This window comes from Streptomyces sp. NPDC006384 (genome assembly GCF_042870695.1).
Classification (GTDB): domain Bacteria; phylum Actinomycetota; class Actinomycetes; order Streptomycetales; family Streptomycetaceae; genus Streptomyces.
Map to the genome: position 1 here is coordinate 23,849 of NZ_JBIAHR010000034.1, position 14,750 is coordinate 38,598.

Below are 14,750 nucleotides of genomic sequence, written 5' to 3' on the forward strand. Positions count from 1 at the left end.
GGGACGTGGTGCGCGGACCGGGCGAGGTCTCAGCCGCGGGCGGTACAGCCCGTGGTGGTGACACGCACGTGGTCGACGTGGCGGCGGGTCACGAGCACGGTCATGCGGTCAGGCAAGCACAGGCGGACGGTGGAACTCCAGCGCGGCCGGCCGCGTCGCGGACACTGACATGGAGCCGCAACACCGCTGTCATGAAACGTGGTTCGGGGTGCCGACGTGCGGGCGCCGGAACGCGGCTCCGGAGCCGGGCGTACTGCACGGGCCCCGCCCCGCAGGCGCGGTGACCATCTGCTCGCGGGGCGCGGCCGGAACCCGGGAGCGGCGTGCCAGGGCGTGCCGGGTGTGTCCGCCCCTGTCACGCTTGGTCTGCGGAGGTGGGACCGACTGCAGGCGGTGAGGAGCCGTTGTGGGTGAGCGAGCGAACGACAGCGGTACGACAGCCGGCTCTCCGGGCGAGGACATGCCGCAGCCGGGTGAGGAGGAGCTGCTGTGGACGGTGGCGGCGGCGATGCGACGACTGGGGCCGCTCGCGAGCATGGCCCAGATCGCCCGCGAGGCGGGACTGTCCCCGGCCGCGCTCTACCGCCGCTTCCCCACTCCCGACCTCCTGCGCGAGAGGCTGGCCGAGGCCTTTTACGAACGGCTCCTCGCCCATGCCCGGCAGGCCCTCTCCCGGCCGGCCGACCAGCGGCTGCGGCACTTCCTGGGTGCCGTCGGGCTGCATCTCGCCCTCGGCCACGGCGTGCTGCCGGGCACGTTCGGGGAGATGGCCGCTCCCGGACAGCGCGAACATCTCTACGCCCTGGCCGCCGACCTGCTCGAACAGTGCAAGGAGGAAGGTGTGGTCTCCGCCGATGTGGCCCTGTCCGACCTCGTCGGGGTCGTCTGGGGGCTGCGCGGTGTCATCGCCGCCACCGACGGCATCGCGCCGGACGCCTGGGAGCGGTACCTCGACGTGGCCGTCGCCGGCCTGAGGAACCCGGAGGTCTCCTTCGGCCGCCCGCCGCTCGGCCCCGAGCTGTTGGACCGGGTGATCACCAGGCCCTCCCGGTGAGCGGGAGGGCCTGGTGCGGGTCCGGGTGCCTGAGGCCCGGAGCGTCAGGGCTCGGCCGGGGTGTCCGGCTCGCTGTCCGGCCGGCGTCGTAGCCGGGCCTCGACGCAGCCGTCGGTGGTGCGGGTGTCGAAGGCGGGCTGGGGTGCGGTCGCCGGCCCCTTGACGTTCCACCCGTCGGCCAGCCGGAAGACGCTGCCGTGCCAGGGGCAGCGGACACAGCCGTCGGCGACGTCCCCCTCCGACAGAGGGCCCGCCATGTGGCTGCAGCGCTCGGCCAGCACGTGCACGGTGCTCTCCGTCTCGCGCACCACCATGACCGGTACGCCGGCGATCTGCCGGCGTACCGCGCGTCCGACGGGGAAGTCCTCCAGGTTGCCCAGCGTGTGCCAGCCCGCGGGCACCACGTGCGGGACGTACTCGGCGTGGTTGGCACCGGACGCCTGCCGGTAGGCCAGGTGGCCGCCCAGCGCTCCCCCGGTCCCGGTCAGCGCGAGTCCGAGCAGGCCGAGCCTCTTGCCGAGGGTGTGGCGGCCCCGGGAGCGTGCGACGAGGGAGCCGGTGAACGCGCCCAGGGCCGCGGAATTGGCGAGGGCGTGGACGAGGCCGACGCGCTGCTGCTCACGGTGCAGTTCGGCCCAGTCCGCCCAGCCGGACACGGCTGCGGGGAGGGCGGCGGCCAGTCCGACGCCGATGAGCGCGCCCGGACCGCGGCGCACTCCCGGCAGCAGGTCGAGGACGGTCGCCGACAGCCAGGTGCCCACGGGCACCTGCACCAGCATCGGGTGCGCCGGGTGGCCCAGTGGGCGTCCGTGCAGGACGTCCCGGACCGGCCCCAGCGGAAGGGACCTGGCGGTCCGCTGCAGGGACGCGATGACCCGGTCGGCCCCGGGCCAGCTCTCCAGGCGGTCCAGTGCGTACAGAACTCCTCGGGGGCCTTGCTGCGCCATACGGTCCTCCCGGTCGGCGTCCTACTCGATGGGACGGCCGAGTAGCCCCGGGCGGCTCCGGGAAACGTCGGGGGCAGGTCAGCGGGTGGGGAGGCGTGCGTGGTGGCCGGTACGGGCCTGAGTCACCGCCCCGTCGCTCCCTCCCCCGTCCTCGTGTGGTCGAGCCGGAGTTCCCGGCGAGGGCAGCGCGCACGGGGCCTGTGCCGGCCTCTCGGCCGTCGCCTCCGTCATCCCCAGGCCCGGTGGCAGAGGTCCACGATGTCGGCGGACGCGGTGCCGTCGGCCCGGCGGCACAGCTCGCGCATCTGTTCCGGGTGGGGCTGCGGCCGTACCGGCGGGACGATACGGCGCGTCTTCGCGGGTGGCTGTGCGGTGCGCCGGGGAGCGGGCCGGGTGACCGGCCGCGTCGTGGGGCGGGTCCGGTCCGCGGACGCCTCCGCCCGGCCCTCGGGACCGCGGTCGCTCCGAGGCGTGCGGTGCGGACGGTCCGTTTCGCTCCGCACCAGGGTGGAGCGCTGCGAGGGGGGCGTGACCGGCCGGGGTGTGGGCGTCGCCGACGGCGGCTGCGCGGCCGGTACGCGGACGCCCCGGGGGCGGTCGTCGGAAGGCCGGTCGGCGGACGTCACGGTGGCACAGCCCGTGACGCTCAGCAGGACCAGCACCGTCAGGGGCAGCGAGCGAGATGGCACCGGCCCACTGTGCGGCACCCCGGGCACCCGGCGCGCGGCACCACACGGGCCGGTCACCGCAAGGAGGGACGGCCCCGGAGCGAAGCTGACGCGTGGCCGGTGGTTTCCGGGGGCTGTTTCAGTCGGTCGGGGTGGGGGTGGCTCGCCGGCCGGCCTGGCGGGCTGCCTGTTCCAGGCGGTTGCGGTGGTTCTCCCACCAGGACGGGTCGCCCGGCGGCATGCTGTCGTTGCCCTTGTTCATCCCCACGGCGCCGTCCGTGAGTTCGCGGACGATGTCGGCGTGGCCGGCGTGGCGGTGGGTGTCGGCGACGACCCGTGTCACGGCGTGGTGCAGCGTCACCTCGTTCCTGCCGGCGGGCCACCACGGCACCGTGCCGATCGTGTCCAGCGGCAGCGCGTCGATCGTGGCGTCCGCGTGGAGCCACGCCCGGCGGTAGAGGTCCACGATGTACTCGCGTGACTCGTCGGCGGTGACCCACATGTCGGCGTTGGGTTCGGCGCCGTCCGCCAGCCAGGGCAGCGGTTCGCCGGAGGGGCGGCCGAAGGTGTCGCCGAGGTAGCCCAGTTCGACGCTCGCCGCGTGCTTCACCAGGCCCAGGAGGTTGGTGCCGGTGGGTGTCGCCGGGCGGCGGACCTCGTACTCCGGGAGCCCTTCGAGCTTCCACAGCAGGGCGTCGCGGGCGGACTGCAGGTAGAAGCGGAGGTCGGCCTTGGGATCCGTCGTCGTCATGGGGTCAGTCTGCCGTTCGTGTGTGCTGTGCGTTCCTCTTCCCGGAAGTCCGTGCGGGCGCTGTCAGTCCACCAGCAGGACGACCTCCAGGGTGCGGGGTCCGTGGACGCCCTCGACCCGGTCGAGTTCGATGTCGCTGGTCGCCGAGGGACCGGAGATCCACGTCAGCGGGCGGGCCGGTTCGAGGCGTGCGAGGGCGTGGGGGACGGAGGCGACCATCTGGGTGCGGGTGTCGACGACGCAGATGTGCAGGTCGGGTACGAGGGTGAGGGCGCGCCTGCCCTGCCCCGGTCCGGCGTCGAGGACGAGGGTGCCGGTCTCCGCGACGGCCAGCGCGCAGCCGGTGACGACGGCGTCGGCGGCGTCGAGCTCGTCCGGGGTGAGGGGGCCGTCGTCGGTGAGCCGCCGGGCCCCGGAGGCGGCCAGCCAGGCGTCGGGGAGGCCGGGCGGTACGACGACGGTGTGCGCGTCGTGGCCGGCGAGGAGCCGGCCGATGAGCGCCGGGAGGTCCTGCGGGGTGCTGCGGTGCACGATCGCCCGGTAGTCGGCGAGGTTCTCGTGGAGGAGGTCGAGGACCGCGGCCGGGTCGTCGGGGGTGTGGCTCGTCAGGTAGTCGCGTGTGATCTCCGGAACCTCGGGTGCGTTCGCGAGGGCCCTGCGGACCCGGCCGAGCACGCGGTCGCGGGAGGAGGTCGGGGACGTCATGAGCGGTTCTTCCTCCACCAGTCACGGAAGGGTTCGGGGGGAACGGCGGGCAGGTCCCGGCTGCGGGTCCAGGCGCGGCCGGGGCCGGGCAGGGTGCGGGGGTGGAGGCGGCGGGTGCGCGAGGCGAGGCGCTGCCCGGCGCGCAGGGCGCCGGGGTGGGTGAACGCCCACTGGGCGGCGCGCATCGCGGCCCGTTCGGCGGCGTGTCCCTTCGCGGGTTTCAGGACGGTCTTGTTGCCGTCGCGGACGGCCGGCCCGCCCTGGACGACGCGTTCGCGCAGGTGGACGAGGACCTCGGGGATGTCGATGGCGACGGGGCAGACCTCGTAGCAGGCGCCGCACAGGGAGGAGGCGTAGGGCAGGGAGGCGTCGATGTCGCTTGCCGTGCCGCGCAGTTGGGGGCTGAGGATGGCGCCGATGGGGCCGGGGTAGACCGAGCCGTAGGCGTGGCCGCCGGCGCGTTCGTAGACGGGGCAGACGTTGAGGCAGGCCGAGCAGCGGATGCAGCGCAGGGCCTGGCGGCCGACCTCGTCGGCGAGGGTGTCGGTGCGGCCGTTGTCGAGCAGGACCAGGTGGAAGACGCGGGGGCCGTCGCCGCCGGTGGTGCCGGTCCACATGGACGTGTAGGGGTTCATGCGCTCGGCGGTGGAGGAGCGGGGCAGGGTCTGCAGGAAGACCTCCAGGTCCCGCCAGGCCGGCACGGTCTTCTCGATGCCGACGACGGAGATGAGGGTCTCGGGCAGGGTCAGGCACATGCGGCCGTTGCCCTCGGACTCCACGACGACGAGGGTGCCGGTCTCGGCGACCATGAAGTTGGCGCCGGAGATGCCGACCTTGGCGCGCAGGAACTTCTCCCGCAGGTGGAGGCGTGCCGCCTCGGCCAGCTCCGCGGGGGTGTCGGTCAGGTCCTCGGGGGCCGGGCGGCCCCAGGCGCCCATCCGCGTGCGGAAGATGTCCCGGATCTCGCCGCGGTTGCGGTGGATCGCGGGGACGAGGATGTGCGAGGGCCGGTCCCGGCCCAGCTGCACGATCAGCTCGGCCAGGTCGGTCTCGTAGGCGCGGATCCCCCGGGCCTCGAGCGCCTCGTTGAGGCCGGTCTCCTGGGTGGCCATCGACTTGACCTTGACGACCTCGCTCTCGCCGGTCTCCTCCACCAGGCGGGCCACGATCGCGTTGGCCTCGGCCGCGTCGGCGGCCCAGTGCACGGTGCCGCCCGCCGCCGTGACCTTCTCCTCCAGCTGCACCAGGTACCGGTCGAGATGGCGCAGCGTGTGGTCCTTGATGCGTCTGCCGGCCTCGCGCAGCCGCGCCCAGTCGTCCAGTTCCGCCACCGCACGTGCCCGCTTGTCCCGGATCGTGTGCGTGGCGTGCCGCAGATTGGCGCGCAGCGTCGTGTCCCGTACGGCGTCCCGCGCCGCCTCGGGGAAGGCCGGCATCCCCAGGTACGTCCCGCTCATCGCAGCGGTTCCTCCTTCGTGCTCGCCAGGATCTCCGCGAGGTGCAGGGCCCGCTGGGGGGCGTCCCGGCGGCGCAGCATGCCGCCGAGGTGCATCAGGCAGGAGTTGTCGGCACCGCACAGCACCTCGGCGGAGGTGGACAGCGCGTTGCGGATCTTGTCGTCGCCCATCGCCTCGGAGACGTCCGCGTTCTTCACGGCGAAGGTGCCGCCGAAACCGCAGCACTCCTCGGCGCCCGGCAGTTCGATCAGTTCGAGTCCCTCGACCGCCTGCAGCAGCCGGCGCGGCCGCTCCCCCAGGCCGAGCATGCGCAGTCCGTGGCACGAGGGGTGGTAGGTGACCGTGTGGGGGAAGTAGGCCCCCACGTCCGTCACGCCCAGCACGTCGACGAGGAACTCGGTGAGTTCGAGGACGCGCGGCACGAGGGAGGCGGCGGCGTCGGCCAGTTCCGTGCCGCGTCCCTCGGCCGCCGCCCTGGCCCCGATCCGCGGGTAGTTGTCGCGGACCATGGCGACGCAGGAGCCGGAGGGGGTGACGACGTGGTCGTAGCCGTCGAAGGCGCGGGCCGTGCGGTGCACCAGGGGTTCGGTGGCGTGCCGGTAGCCGGTGTTGTACTGGGGCTGGCCGCAGCAGGTCTGCGCGGCGGGGAAGTCCACCTCGACCCCGAGGCGTTCGAGCAGCCTGACGGTGGCGATCGCGGTGGACGGGTAGAGCGCGTCGTTGACGCAGGTGGCGAAGAGGGCTACGCGCATCAGGGTTCCGTTCGGGCGGGGGTGAGCCTGGCGGCCGCCGCGTCCCAGGCGGCGCTGTCACCGCGAGGACTGTAGCGCCTGAGGTCCTGGGTGGAGGCGACGAGGCGGCGCATCGCGGCGAGGCCGGCCGTCCGTCCGGCCGCTCTGGCCTGGATCAGGATGTTGCCGAGGGCCGTGGCTTCGGCGGGCCCGGCGATGACGGGCAGGCCGGTGGCGTCGGCGGTGAGCCGGCACAGCAGCTCGTTGCGGGAGCCGCCGCCGACGAGGTGGATGTGGGTGATGTCGCGGCCGGCGAGTTCGGCGGCCTGCCTGAGGGTGCGGCGGTGGGCCAGGGCGAGGCTCTCCAGGATGCAGCGGACGACGGCGCCCTGACTGTCGGGGGCCGGCTGGTCCGTGCGGCGGCAGTGGTCCCGGATGCGTTCCGGCATGTCGCCGGGGGCGAGGAGGCCGGGGTCGTCCGGGTCGATGACCGCGGCGAGGGGGCGGGCGCGGGCGGCCTCGGCGAGGAGGTCCGGGAGGCGGGTGGGCAGGCCCTGGGCGTCCCAGGTCCGGCGGCACTCCTCCAGCAGCCACATGCCCATGATGTTGCGGAGGTAGCGGACGGTGCCGTCCACGCCGAGCTCGTTGGTGAAGTTCGCCCGGCGGGACGCCTCGGTGAGGACGGGGGCGTCCAGTTCGAGGCCGGCCAGGGACCAGGTGCCGCAGGAGATGTAGGCGAAGTGCGGTTCGGTGGCCGGGACGGCGGCGACGGCGGAGGCGGTGTCGTGCGAGGCGACGGTGACGACCGGGGTGCTCGCGTCGAGTCCGGTGTGGGCGGCGACGTGCGGCAGGAGGGTGCCGGCCGGGTCGCCGGGGCGGCGCAGGGGCGGCAGCAGGCCGGGGTCGATGGAGAGCCGTTCCAGGAGCTCTGCGGACCAGGTGCCGGTGCGGGCGTCGAGGAGGCCGGTGGTGGAGGCGTTGGTGATCTCCGCGCCGAGGGAGCCGGTCAGCCAGTGGACCAGCAGGTCGGGGATGAGCAGCAGGGTGCGGGCGGCCCGCAGCTGGCTGCTGCCGGCGGCCGAGGCGAGCTGGAAGACGGTGTTGAACGGCAGGTGCTGCAGCCCGGTGATCCGGTACAGCTCCTCGGGCCCGACGTGGGGGCGGATCCGTTCGGCGGCGCCGTCGGTGCGGCCGTCCCGGTAGTGGTACGGGGTGCCGAGGAGTACGCCGTCGGCGTCGAGGAGTCCGTAGTCCACCGCCCAGGTGTCCACGCCGACGGAGGCCACTGCGCCGGCCCGGGCGGCTTCCCGCAGGCCGTCGACGGTGCCCTGGTAGAGCGCGAGCAGGTTCCAGTGCAGTCCGTCGGGCAGGCGGACGGGGATGTTGGGGAACCGGTGGACCTCGGTCAGGGCGAGGCTGTCCGGTGCGACACGGCCGAGGATCACCCGTCCGCTGGTGGCCCCGAGATCGACCGCGGCGAACGCCGGGGGAAGGGCCGGGGAGGCCGGGGTGGTGGTCACGTGGTGGTACCTCCGCTGTGCGCGGCGAGGAGCGGTCGGGGCGGGCCGGCGAGGGCCGGCAGGTAGGCGGGGCGGGTGGTGCGGGGCCGTACGCCGGCCGGTGGTACGCCCCTGGTGCCGGTGCGTGTGCGCACCGGCACCAGGGGCGTGTTCCCGGGTCAGCGCAGGAAGGCCGCGGCGACGCCCGCGTCCACCGGGATGTGCAGGCCGGTGGTGTGGGTGAGGTCGCCGCCGGTGAGGGCGAAGACCGCGTTCGCCACGTGCTCGGGCAGCACCTCGCGCTTGAGCAGGGTGCGCTGGGCGTAGAACTCGCCCAGCTTCTCCTCCTCCACGCCGTACACGGCGGCCCGCTCGGCGCCCCAGCCGCCGGCGAAGATGCCGGAGCCGCGGACGACCCCGTCGGGGTTGACGCCGTTGACGCGGATGCCGTGTTCGCCGAGCTCGGCGGCGAGCAGCCGTACCTGGTGGGCCTGGTCGGCCTTGGTGGCGCCGTAGGCGATGTTGTTGGGGCCGGCGAAGACGCCGTTCTTGGAAGCGATGTAGACGATGTCGCCGCCGAGTTTCTGGGCGGTCATCACCCGGGCGGCCTCGCGGGAGACGAGGAAGGAGCCGCGGGCCATGACGGCGTGCTGGAGGTCCCAGTCCCCGGCGGTGGTCTCCAGCAGCGGCTTGGAGATGGAGATGCCGGCGTTGTTGACGACCAGGTCGACGCCTCCGAAGGCGAGGACCGCCTCGGCGAAGGACCGCTCGATCTGCTCCTCGCTGGTGACGTCGACCGTGACGGCCACGGCCCGGTCGGGTCCGCCGATCTCCTCCGCGACGGCTTCCGCCTTCCCGGTGTCGAGGTCGGCGACGACGACGCAGGCGCCCTCGGCGGCGAGGCGGTGGGCGATGGCCCTGCCGATGCCGGAACCGGCGCCGGTGACCAGGGCGACGCGGGTGGCCAGCGGCTTGGGCGCGGGCATCCGGCGCAGCTTGGCCTCCTCCAGCTCCCAGTACTCGATGCGGAACTTCTCCGACTCCTCGATGGGGCTGTAGGAGGAGACGGCCTCGGCACCGCGCATCACGTTGATGGCGTTGATGTAGAACTCGCCGGCGACCCGGGCGGTCTGCTTGTCCTTGCCGAAGGAGAACATGCCCACGCCGGGCACGAGGACGACGGCGGGGTCGGCGCCGCGCATGGCGGGCGAGCCGGGGACGGCGTGCCGCTCGTAGTAGGCCCGGTACTCGGCGCGGTACTCGGTGTGCAGTTCCTGCAGGCGGGCGACCGCCTGCTCCAGCGGGGCGCCGGCCGGCAGGTCCAGGACGAGCGGGCGGACCTTGGTGCGCAGGAAGTGGTCGGGGCAGGAGGTGCCGAGGGCGGCGAGGCGCGGGTGCTCGGCGCGGGAGAGGAAGTCCAGTACGACGTCGTCGTCGGTGAAGTGGCCGACCTGGGGACGGTCGGCGCAGGCGAGGGCGCGGATGTGCGGGGCGAGCGCGGCGGCGCGGGCGCGGCGCTCCGCCTCGGGCAGGGGCGCGTGCTCCTCGGTCACCGGTCCGAAGGGGTCGGGGCGGCCCTTCTCGGCGAGGAACGCCTCGGCGGTGCGGATGATGTACAGGGAGTTGGCCTCGCACTCCTTCGAGGTGGCGCCCCAGGCGGTGATGCCGTGGCCGCCGAGGATGCAGCCGACGGCCTGCGGGTTGGCCTCCTTGACGGCGGCGATGTCCAGGCCGAGCTGGAATCCGGGGCGCCGCCACGGCACCCAGACGACCTTGTCGCCGAAGCACTCGGCGGTCAGTTTCTCGCCGTCGGCCGCGCAGGCCAGCGCGATCCCGGAGTCGGGGTGCAGGTGGTCCACGTGGGCCGCGTCGACCAGGCCGTGCATGGCGGTGTCGATGGACGGCGCGGCGCCGCCCCTGCCGTGCAGGCAGTAGTCGAACGCGGCGACCATCTCGTCCTCGCGCTCGACGCCGGGGTAGACGTCCTTCAGGGCGCGCAGCCGGTCGAGGCGGAGCGCGGCCAGCCCCTCGGCCTTCAGGGTGCCCAGGTCGCCGCCGGAGCCCTTGACCCACAGCAGTTCCGTCTCGCCGCCGGTGACCGGGTCGGTGGCGGTGCCCTTGGCGGACGTGTTGCCGCCGGCGTAGTTGGTGTTGCGGGGGTCCGAGCCCAGGCGGTGCGAGCGCGCCAGGAGTTCGGCGACTTCGGGGTGGAGGGCGGAGGCCATGGTGTTCTTTCCTTCGGAAGGGGACGACGGCGGAGTGTGGCGGCGCGAGGGGATCCGGGGCGGTCACGCGCCCCAGCCGGCCTGTTCGCCGCCCACGCGTTCGGCGGCGATCCGTTCCTGCCAGCCGCTGGCGCGGTAGGCGGCGACGGGGTCGGGGTGCAGGCCCTTCTCCTCGCGGACCTCGGCCAGCAGCGGGCGCACGTCGGTGTTGTACGCGTCCATCAGCACGGCGTTGGCGGCCAGGACGTCGCCCTCGGCCTGGGCCGCGGCCAGCGCCTCGGCGTCGACGAGCAGGGCCTTGGCGGTGGCCTCCTGCACGTTCATCACGGAACGGATGACGGCGGGGATCTTCGCCTCGATGTTGTGGCACTGGTCGAGCATGAAGGCGACGCCGGCGGCGGGGTCCAGCCCGCCGTTCTTCACCACCTCGTGCATGATCCGGAAGAGCTGGAAGGGATCGGCGGCGCCGACCATGAGGTCGTCGTCGGCGTAGAAGCGGGAGTTGAAGTCGAAGCCTCCCAGCTTCCCCTCGCGCAGCAGGAGGGCCACGATGAACTCGATGTTGGTGCCGGGCGCGTGGTGGCCGGTGTCGACGACGACCTGCGCCCGGTCGCCGAGCTTGAGGCAGTGCGCGTAGGCCGTGCCCCAGTCGGGGACGTCGGTCGTGTAGAAGGCGGGTTCGAAGAGCTTGTACTCCAGGAGGATCCGCTGGTCGTCGCCGAGGCGCTCGTAGACGGCCTGCAGGGCTTCGGCGAGGCGGTCCTGGCGGGCGGCGACGTCGTCCTGGCCGGGGTAGTTGGTTCCGTCGGCGAACCACAGCTTCAGATCGCGCGAGCCGGTGGCGTCCATGATGTCGACGCACTCCATGAGGTGCGCGAGCGCCTTGCGCCGCACCGCGGCGTCCGGGTGGCAGACGCTGCCGAGCTTGTAGTCGTCCTCCTGGAACACGTTGGCGTTGACGGCGCCCAGCTCCAGGCCGCGGTCCTTCGCGTGGGCGGCGAGCGCCGCGTAGTCGTCCACCTTGTCCCAGGGGATGTGCAGCGCCACCCGGGGGGCGATGCCGGTGAACTCGTGCACCTTGGCCGCGTCGTCCAGCTTCTCGCGCGGGGTACGCGGCACGCCGGGCTGCGCGAAGACCTTGAAACGCGTCCCGGAGTTGCCGTAGCCCCAGGAAGGCGTCTCGACCCGCTGCTCGGCGAGTGCGGTTTTCACAGCAGTGATGTCAGGCATGTCCACCTCTGGAAGCGCGAGTCGCCCCTCGTGGGGCGCTTGGAGACCGGTCGTATGAATCGATTCAGGCCGCGCCGAAACTAGCCCTTGCCGGTATCCCCGTCAAGGGGTTCTGTCGAACTGCCCACTCCAGTCTCTTGACGCCTTCCATGGGCCGGGGCTAGCTTCCGGTGGTCCGGTTGAAACAATTCATAGCGGGGGCGTCGAGCGTCGGGGCGGGGGACTTTCCGGGCGAGTGGCTCCGGGAGCCTCACCGCGGGCGGGGCCGGCGGGGTCCGCAGTGTGAGCCGGCAGGGCCGGCGTCGGCCCGTACCCGTTTTCGGCCGTGACCACGTCCGTGACGACCGCGGTGGGCCTTCGTCGGGCCACCCCTGGGCAGCGAGGTGATCCGATGCAGCGCGTCTGCTTCCTTCTGAAGGTCCGCCCCGAGAAGACCGCCGAGTACCGCGAGCGCCACCGGGAGGTGTGGGCCGACATGCGCGCCGCCCTCACCGAGGCCGGCTGGCGCAACTACTCCCTCTTCCTGCGGGAGGACGGCCTGCTCGTCGGCTATCTCGAGACCGACGACTTCGACGCCGCCCGCGCGGCCATGGACGCCACCGAGGTGAACGCCCGCTGGCAGGCCGAGATGGCGGAGTTCTTCGAGGAACTCGACGGGCAGGCGCCCGATGCCGCCATGCGTCCGCTCACCGAGGTCTTCCACCTGGCGTGACCGGCGCCCGGCTCCCGCCGCCGGCCGGGTCCCGGGAGGCGGGGGTGCCGGCGGCACGGGGTCCCATGTGCCCGACCGGCCCGGCCTCGTCGCGCGGCGGACGGGGCGGACGGGGCGGACGGGGCGGACGGGGAGCAGGTGATCATGCGCCCGGGGCATCTGCACAGCGGGAACGTCCGGCGGCCGAGGGCCGGCCGCAGCCGGGTCGTGGCGGTGCTCGTCCTGGACATGGGCGACCCGTTCTCCGCCGGGTCCGCCCCGGGCGGCAGGGCCCGGAACGCGCGGAGGGAGGCCGAAGTGCTCGGCCTCCCTCCGGGATTCACAAGGCGCCGGGCCCGTACGGAAGTCCGCCGTACGGGCCCGGCGCCCCGGTGTTCACGCTCGGAACGGTCAGAACTCGTCCTCGGTGAAGCCCTCCTCGGGGAAACCTTCTTCAGGGAAGCCTTCTTCGGGGAACTCGCCGTCGGCCGGCGCGAATTCCTCCATCCCCGCCTCGGTGAAGAATCCGCCCATGAGATCCGCCGGATTCAGTTCGGTGGCGCCGGCCGGAGCGGTGGGGCGCGTGCCCTTGCTCATCCGCAGGGTCAGGCCGAACTTCTTGACCTCGGCGTTCTCCGCCAGCTCGGCGAGATCCACGTCGACCTGGGTCAGCTCGCCGTTCTCGAGGGTGAAGTCCGCCGTCACCTTCTTGTCGGGGACCTCCTTCAGATCCTTGTCCGTCGGCAGCTCCATGCCGGGCGGGAGGTCCTTCGTCAACGGGCGGATCTCGCCCAGCAGCTCGGCGATCAGCGTGCGGAAGGGCGCCGTGGCGGTGACATGCTCGGTGCCGCCGTCGCCGTCGGACGTCTTGAACTCCACCTCACGGGCGACGACCGTCCGGAAGGCCTTCATGAGCTTCTGCTGCGTCTTGGCGTCGAGGGACGGCTCGGGCGCGGGGTCGCCCTGCTCCTCCTCCCCTCCGGCGGCCGCCTCCTCCACCTCCTTGGTGCTGATCTTCACCCACTTGCCCTCGAGGGCGTCCTTGAGGCCGCCGGCCTCCGCGGGCAGGTCCTCGGCGGCCGGGGCGGGGCTGCCCATGGCGTCGCCGAGGGCGTCGACGTCGGTACGGAGGTACATGTGGTCGCCGACCAGGCGGTACTCGACGAGGTCACCGGACGGGCCGCTGACCTTCATGGCCATGCCGACGAGATCCTTCTCGCCGGACTCCTCGATCGGCTTCTTCGACTCCACCGTGACCGCGATCTTCGCCCCGCCGAGCAGTTCGACGGCCTCGTCCGGGATCTCCTCGCCGGGCTCGGGCTCGGACTGCGCGGCCAGCGCCTTCAGCGAGGCGGCGTCGGTGTCCAGGTCGAGTTCGAACGAGAGCGTCTTCTCCTTGCCGAGCTTCTCGAAGGCCCGGTCGAGCTTCTGGCCGGCGGAGAGCTGCTCCGCCGTTCCGCAGGCGGCCGAGCCCGCGAGGACGGCACCGACGACGGCGGTGGCGGTCAGGGTCTTGCGTATGGCGCTGATGATGGTCTCCTCATGAGTCCGATCACGGCGTGATCGCTCAGGAGACTCACCGGAGGCTCACATGGTTGTACGGCTCCCCCCGGTTCCGGTGTCGCCCACCCAGCCCCGCGTCACTCGAATGCCGTAATCCGCCCGTGGTCGCCTCCGACAGGGGGCGAGGGCACCGCTTCCGCGTACGCACCAGGCTGTTCGGGTGCGTACGGCTCCCTCTCCCGGCGGCGTCCAGCGTGCCGTCCTGAAGCCCTCGTACCGGTTCTCCCGGGCTTCCGGGCGGTACGGCGAGAGCACGGTGCCGGACGCCTCGCGACAGGCGCCGCTTCCGCAACCGGCCCTAATCTGCCTGACAGCGGACTCGAGCGGTCGAGAGCCGGATGTTCCGGCGGAGGGTGAGCTTCCATGACTGAGCGACGGGCAAGGTCCGGGCTGGCCGGTGAGCTGTCCGCCGAATTCCTCGGGACCATGATCCTCATCCTGTTCGGCTGCGGCGTGGTGGCCCAGGTCGCGGCAGGCGGGGACCTGACGGATCCGGTCGGAGGACTCGGCGACCACGACAGCATCGCGTGGGCGTGGGGTCTCGGTGTCACCCTGGGCGTGTACGTGGCGGCCCGCCTCAGCGGTGCCCATCTCAACCCCGCGGTGACGGTCGCGCTCGCGGCGTTCCGGGGTTTCTCCTGGCGCAAGGTGCTGCCGTACTCGCTGGCCCAGACGGCCGGGGCGTTCGTCGCGGCGCTGCTGGTGCGCTGGAACTACACGGAGGCGCTGGCGAAGGCCGACCCCGGTCACACCGTCAAGACGCAGACCGTGTTCTCGACCCTCCCCGCCAACGGCAACACCAACCTCCCCGTGCACGAGTGGGGCGCGTTCCGGGACCAGGTGATCGGTACGGCGATCCTGCTGCTGCTCATCATGGCCATCACCGACCTGCTGAACACACCGCCCGGGGCCAACCTCGCCCCCTTCGTCATCGGCCTGGTCGTGGTGGCGATCGGCATGGCCTTCGGCACCAACGCGGGGTACGCGATCAACCCGGCCCGTGACTTCGGGCCCCGGCTGGCCAGTTTCCTGACGGGGTACGGCGGGGCGTGGCGGGACCAGTACGGAAACCTCTACTTCTGGGTGCCGATCGTCGCGCCGCTGATCGGCGGCCTGCTCGGCGCGGGCCTGTACAAGGCCTTCATCGCCCGGTTCCTGCCGTCGGCGGAACCCGAGCCGCCGGGGCGTGTCCCGGCTCCCGAAGACTGACTGCGATCACCAGGGCGGCA

Annotated in this window: 14 protein-coding genes; 4 read left to right on the forward strand and 10 right to left on the reverse strand. The window is 73.0% G+C overall.

What is annotated here, in order from left to right; all coding sequences use genetic code 11:
• Positions 1 to 406: 406 nt before the first annotated feature.
• Positions 407 to 1,054: a TetR/AcrR family transcriptional regulator gene (locus tag ACFYOJ_RS33035; RefSeq protein ID WP_356557403.1), complete on the forward strand. Its 648-nt coding sequence runs from the start codon at positions 407 to 409 to the stop codon at positions 1,052 to 1,054.
• A 44-nt stretch (positions 1,055 to 1,098) separates the two neighbouring features.
• On the opposite strand, the gene ACFYOJ_RS33040 is transcribed toward ACFYOJ_RS33035, so the two are convergent.
• The 9 genes from ACFYOJ_RS33040 to rhaI form a co-directional block, all read right to left on the reverse strand.
• Positions 1,099 to 2,001, reverse strand: a complete 903-nt coding sequence (locus tag ACFYOJ_RS33040) for a Rieske (2Fe-2S) protein (protein WP_356557402.1) — start codon at positions 1,999 to 2,001, stop codon at positions 1,099 to 1,101.
• Between the two features lie 227 nt (positions 2,002 to 2,228).
• The gene (locus ACFYOJ_RS33045; RefSeq protein ID WP_356557401.1) at positions 2,229 to 2,690 is read right to left on the reverse strand and encodes a hypothetical protein; all 462 of its coding nucleotides are present in this window, start codon (positions 2,688 to 2,690) and stop codon (positions 2,229 to 2,231) included.
• 118 nt (positions 2,691 to 2,808) lie between these two features.
• Positions 2,809 to 3,420, reverse strand: a complete 612-nt coding sequence (locus ACFYOJ_RS33050) for a DinB family protein (RefSeq protein WP_356557400.1) — start codon at positions 3,418 to 3,420, stop codon at positions 2,809 to 2,811.
• A 63-nt stretch (positions 3,421 to 3,483) separates the two neighbouring features.
• Entirely contained in the window at positions 3,484 to 4,125 is a 642-nt protein-coding gene (locus ACFYOJ_RS33055; RefSeq protein WP_356557399.1) for an LUD domain-containing protein, read from the reverse strand.
• Complete coding sequence (locus ACFYOJ_RS33060) at positions 4,122 to 5,582, reverse strand: lactate utilization protein B (protein WP_356557398.1); 1,461 nt, start codon at positions 5,580 to 5,582, stop codon at positions 4,122 to 4,124. The genes ACFYOJ_RS33055 and ACFYOJ_RS33060 overlap by 4 nt, the downstream gene beginning before the upstream one ends.
• The gene (locus ACFYOJ_RS33065; protein ID WP_356557397.1) at positions 5,579 to 6,334 is read right to left on the reverse strand and encodes a (Fe-S)-binding protein; all 756 of its coding nucleotides are present in this window, start codon (positions 6,332 to 6,334) and stop codon (positions 5,579 to 5,581) included. Before ACFYOJ_RS33065 ends, ACFYOJ_RS33060 begins: the two co-directional genes overlap by 4 nt.
• Positions 6,334 to 7,833: a rhamnulokinase family protein gene (locus ACFYOJ_RS33070; RefSeq protein WP_356557396.1), complete on the reverse strand. Its 1,500-nt coding sequence runs from the start codon at positions 7,831 to 7,833 to the stop codon at positions 6,334 to 6,336. The genes ACFYOJ_RS33065 and ACFYOJ_RS33070 overlap by 1 nt, the downstream gene beginning before the upstream one ends.
• 158 nt (positions 7,834 to 7,991) lie before the next feature.
• Positions 7,992 to 10,037: a bifunctional aldolase/short-chain dehydrogenase gene (locus ACFYOJ_RS33075; RefSeq protein WP_356557395.1), complete on the reverse strand. Its 2,046-nt coding sequence runs from the start codon at positions 10,035 to 10,037 to the stop codon at positions 7,992 to 7,994.
• 63 nt (positions 10,038 to 10,100) lie between these two features.
• The gene (gene rhaI, locus ACFYOJ_RS33080; protein WP_356557394.1) at positions 10,101 to 11,267 is read right to left on the reverse strand and encodes an L-rhamnose isomerase; all 1,167 of its coding nucleotides are present in this window, start codon (positions 11,265 to 11,267) and stop codon (positions 10,101 to 10,103) included.
• A 391-nt stretch (positions 11,268 to 11,658) separates the two neighbouring features.
• Here rhaI and ACFYOJ_RS33085 point away from each other — a divergent pair, with 391 nt between their 5' ends.
• Positions 11,659 to 11,979, forward strand: a complete 321-nt coding sequence (locus ACFYOJ_RS33085) for an L-rhamnose mutarotase (RefSeq protein ID WP_356557393.1) — start codon at positions 11,659 to 11,661, stop codon at positions 11,977 to 11,979.
• 390 nt (positions 11,980 to 12,369) lie between these two features.
• Here the strand turns inward: ACFYOJ_RS33085 and ACFYOJ_RS33090 are convergent, their stop codons facing one another.
• Positions 12,370 to 13,158, reverse strand: a complete 789-nt coding sequence (locus ACFYOJ_RS33090; protein ID WP_356557392.1) for a hypothetical protein — start codon at positions 13,156 to 13,158, stop codon at positions 12,370 to 12,372.
• On the opposite strand from ACFYOJ_RS33090, the gene ACFYOJ_RS33095 reads away from it, so the two are divergent.
• Both ACFYOJ_RS33095 and ACFYOJ_RS33100 read left to right on the forward strand, forming a co-directional pair.
• Positions 13,157 to 13,504: a hypothetical protein gene (locus ACFYOJ_RS33095; protein ID WP_356557391.1), complete on the forward strand. Its 348-nt coding sequence runs from the start codon at positions 13,157 to 13,159 to the stop codon at positions 13,502 to 13,504. The two genes, ACFYOJ_RS33090 and ACFYOJ_RS33095, sit on opposite strands and share 2 nt — an antisense overlap.
• Before the next feature lie 380 nt (positions 13,505 to 13,884).
• A complete protein-coding gene (locus tag ACFYOJ_RS33100) occupies positions 13,885 to 14,730 on the forward strand; it encodes an MIP/aquaporin family protein (RefSeq protein WP_356557390.1) in 846 nt (281 codons plus the stop codon).
• The last annotated feature ends 20 nt before the right edge of the window (positions 14,731 to 14,750 follow it).

Bases quoted from the DNA above. Each gene is read 5' to 3' on its own strand.
- ACFYOJ_RS33040 (WP_356557402.1), bottom strand. From the start codon at position 2,001: ATGGCGCAGCAAGGCCCCCGAGGAGTTCTGTACGCACTGGACCGCCTG.
- ACFYOJ_RS33050 (WP_356557400.1), bottom strand. From the start codon at position 3,420: ATGACGACGACGGATCCCAAGGCCGACCTCCGCTTCTACCTGCAGTCC.
- ACFYOJ_RS33055 (WP_356557399.1), bottom strand. From the start codon at position 4,125: ATGACGTCCCCGACCTCCTCCCGCGACCGCGTGCTCGGCCGGGTCCGC.
- ACFYOJ_RS33060 (WP_356557398.1), bottom strand. From the start codon at position 5,582: ATGAGCGGGACGTACCTGGGGATGCCGGCCTTCCCCGAGGCGGCGCGG.
- ACFYOJ_RS33065 (WP_356557397.1), bottom strand. From the start codon at position 6,334: ATGCGCGTAGCCCTCTTCGCCACCTGCGTCAACGACGCGCTCTACCCG.
- ACFYOJ_RS33075 (WP_356557395.1), bottom strand. From the start codon at position 10,037: ATGGCCTCCGCCCTCCACCCCGAAGTCGCCGAACTCCTGGCGCGCTCG.
- rhaI (WP_356557394.1), bottom strand. From the start codon at position 11,267: ATGCCTGACATCACTGCTGTGAAAACCGCACTCGCCGAGCAGCGGGTC.
- ACFYOJ_RS33085 (WP_356557393.1), top strand. From the start codon at position 11,659: ATGCAGCGCGTCTGCTTCCTTCTGAAGGTCCGCCCCGAGAAGACCGCC.
- ACFYOJ_RS33095 (WP_356557391.1), top strand. From the start codon at position 13,157: ATGCCGACGAGATCCTTCTCGCCGGACTCCTCGATCGGCTTCTTCGAC.
- ACFYOJ_RS33090 (WP_356557392.1), bottom strand. From the start codon at position 13,158: ATGGCCATGAAGGTCAGCGGCCCGTCCGGTGACCTCGTCGAGTACCGC.
- ACFYOJ_RS33100 (WP_356557390.1), top strand. From the start codon at position 13,885: ATGACTGAGCGACGGGCAAGGTCCGGGCTGGCCGGTGAGCTGTCCGCC.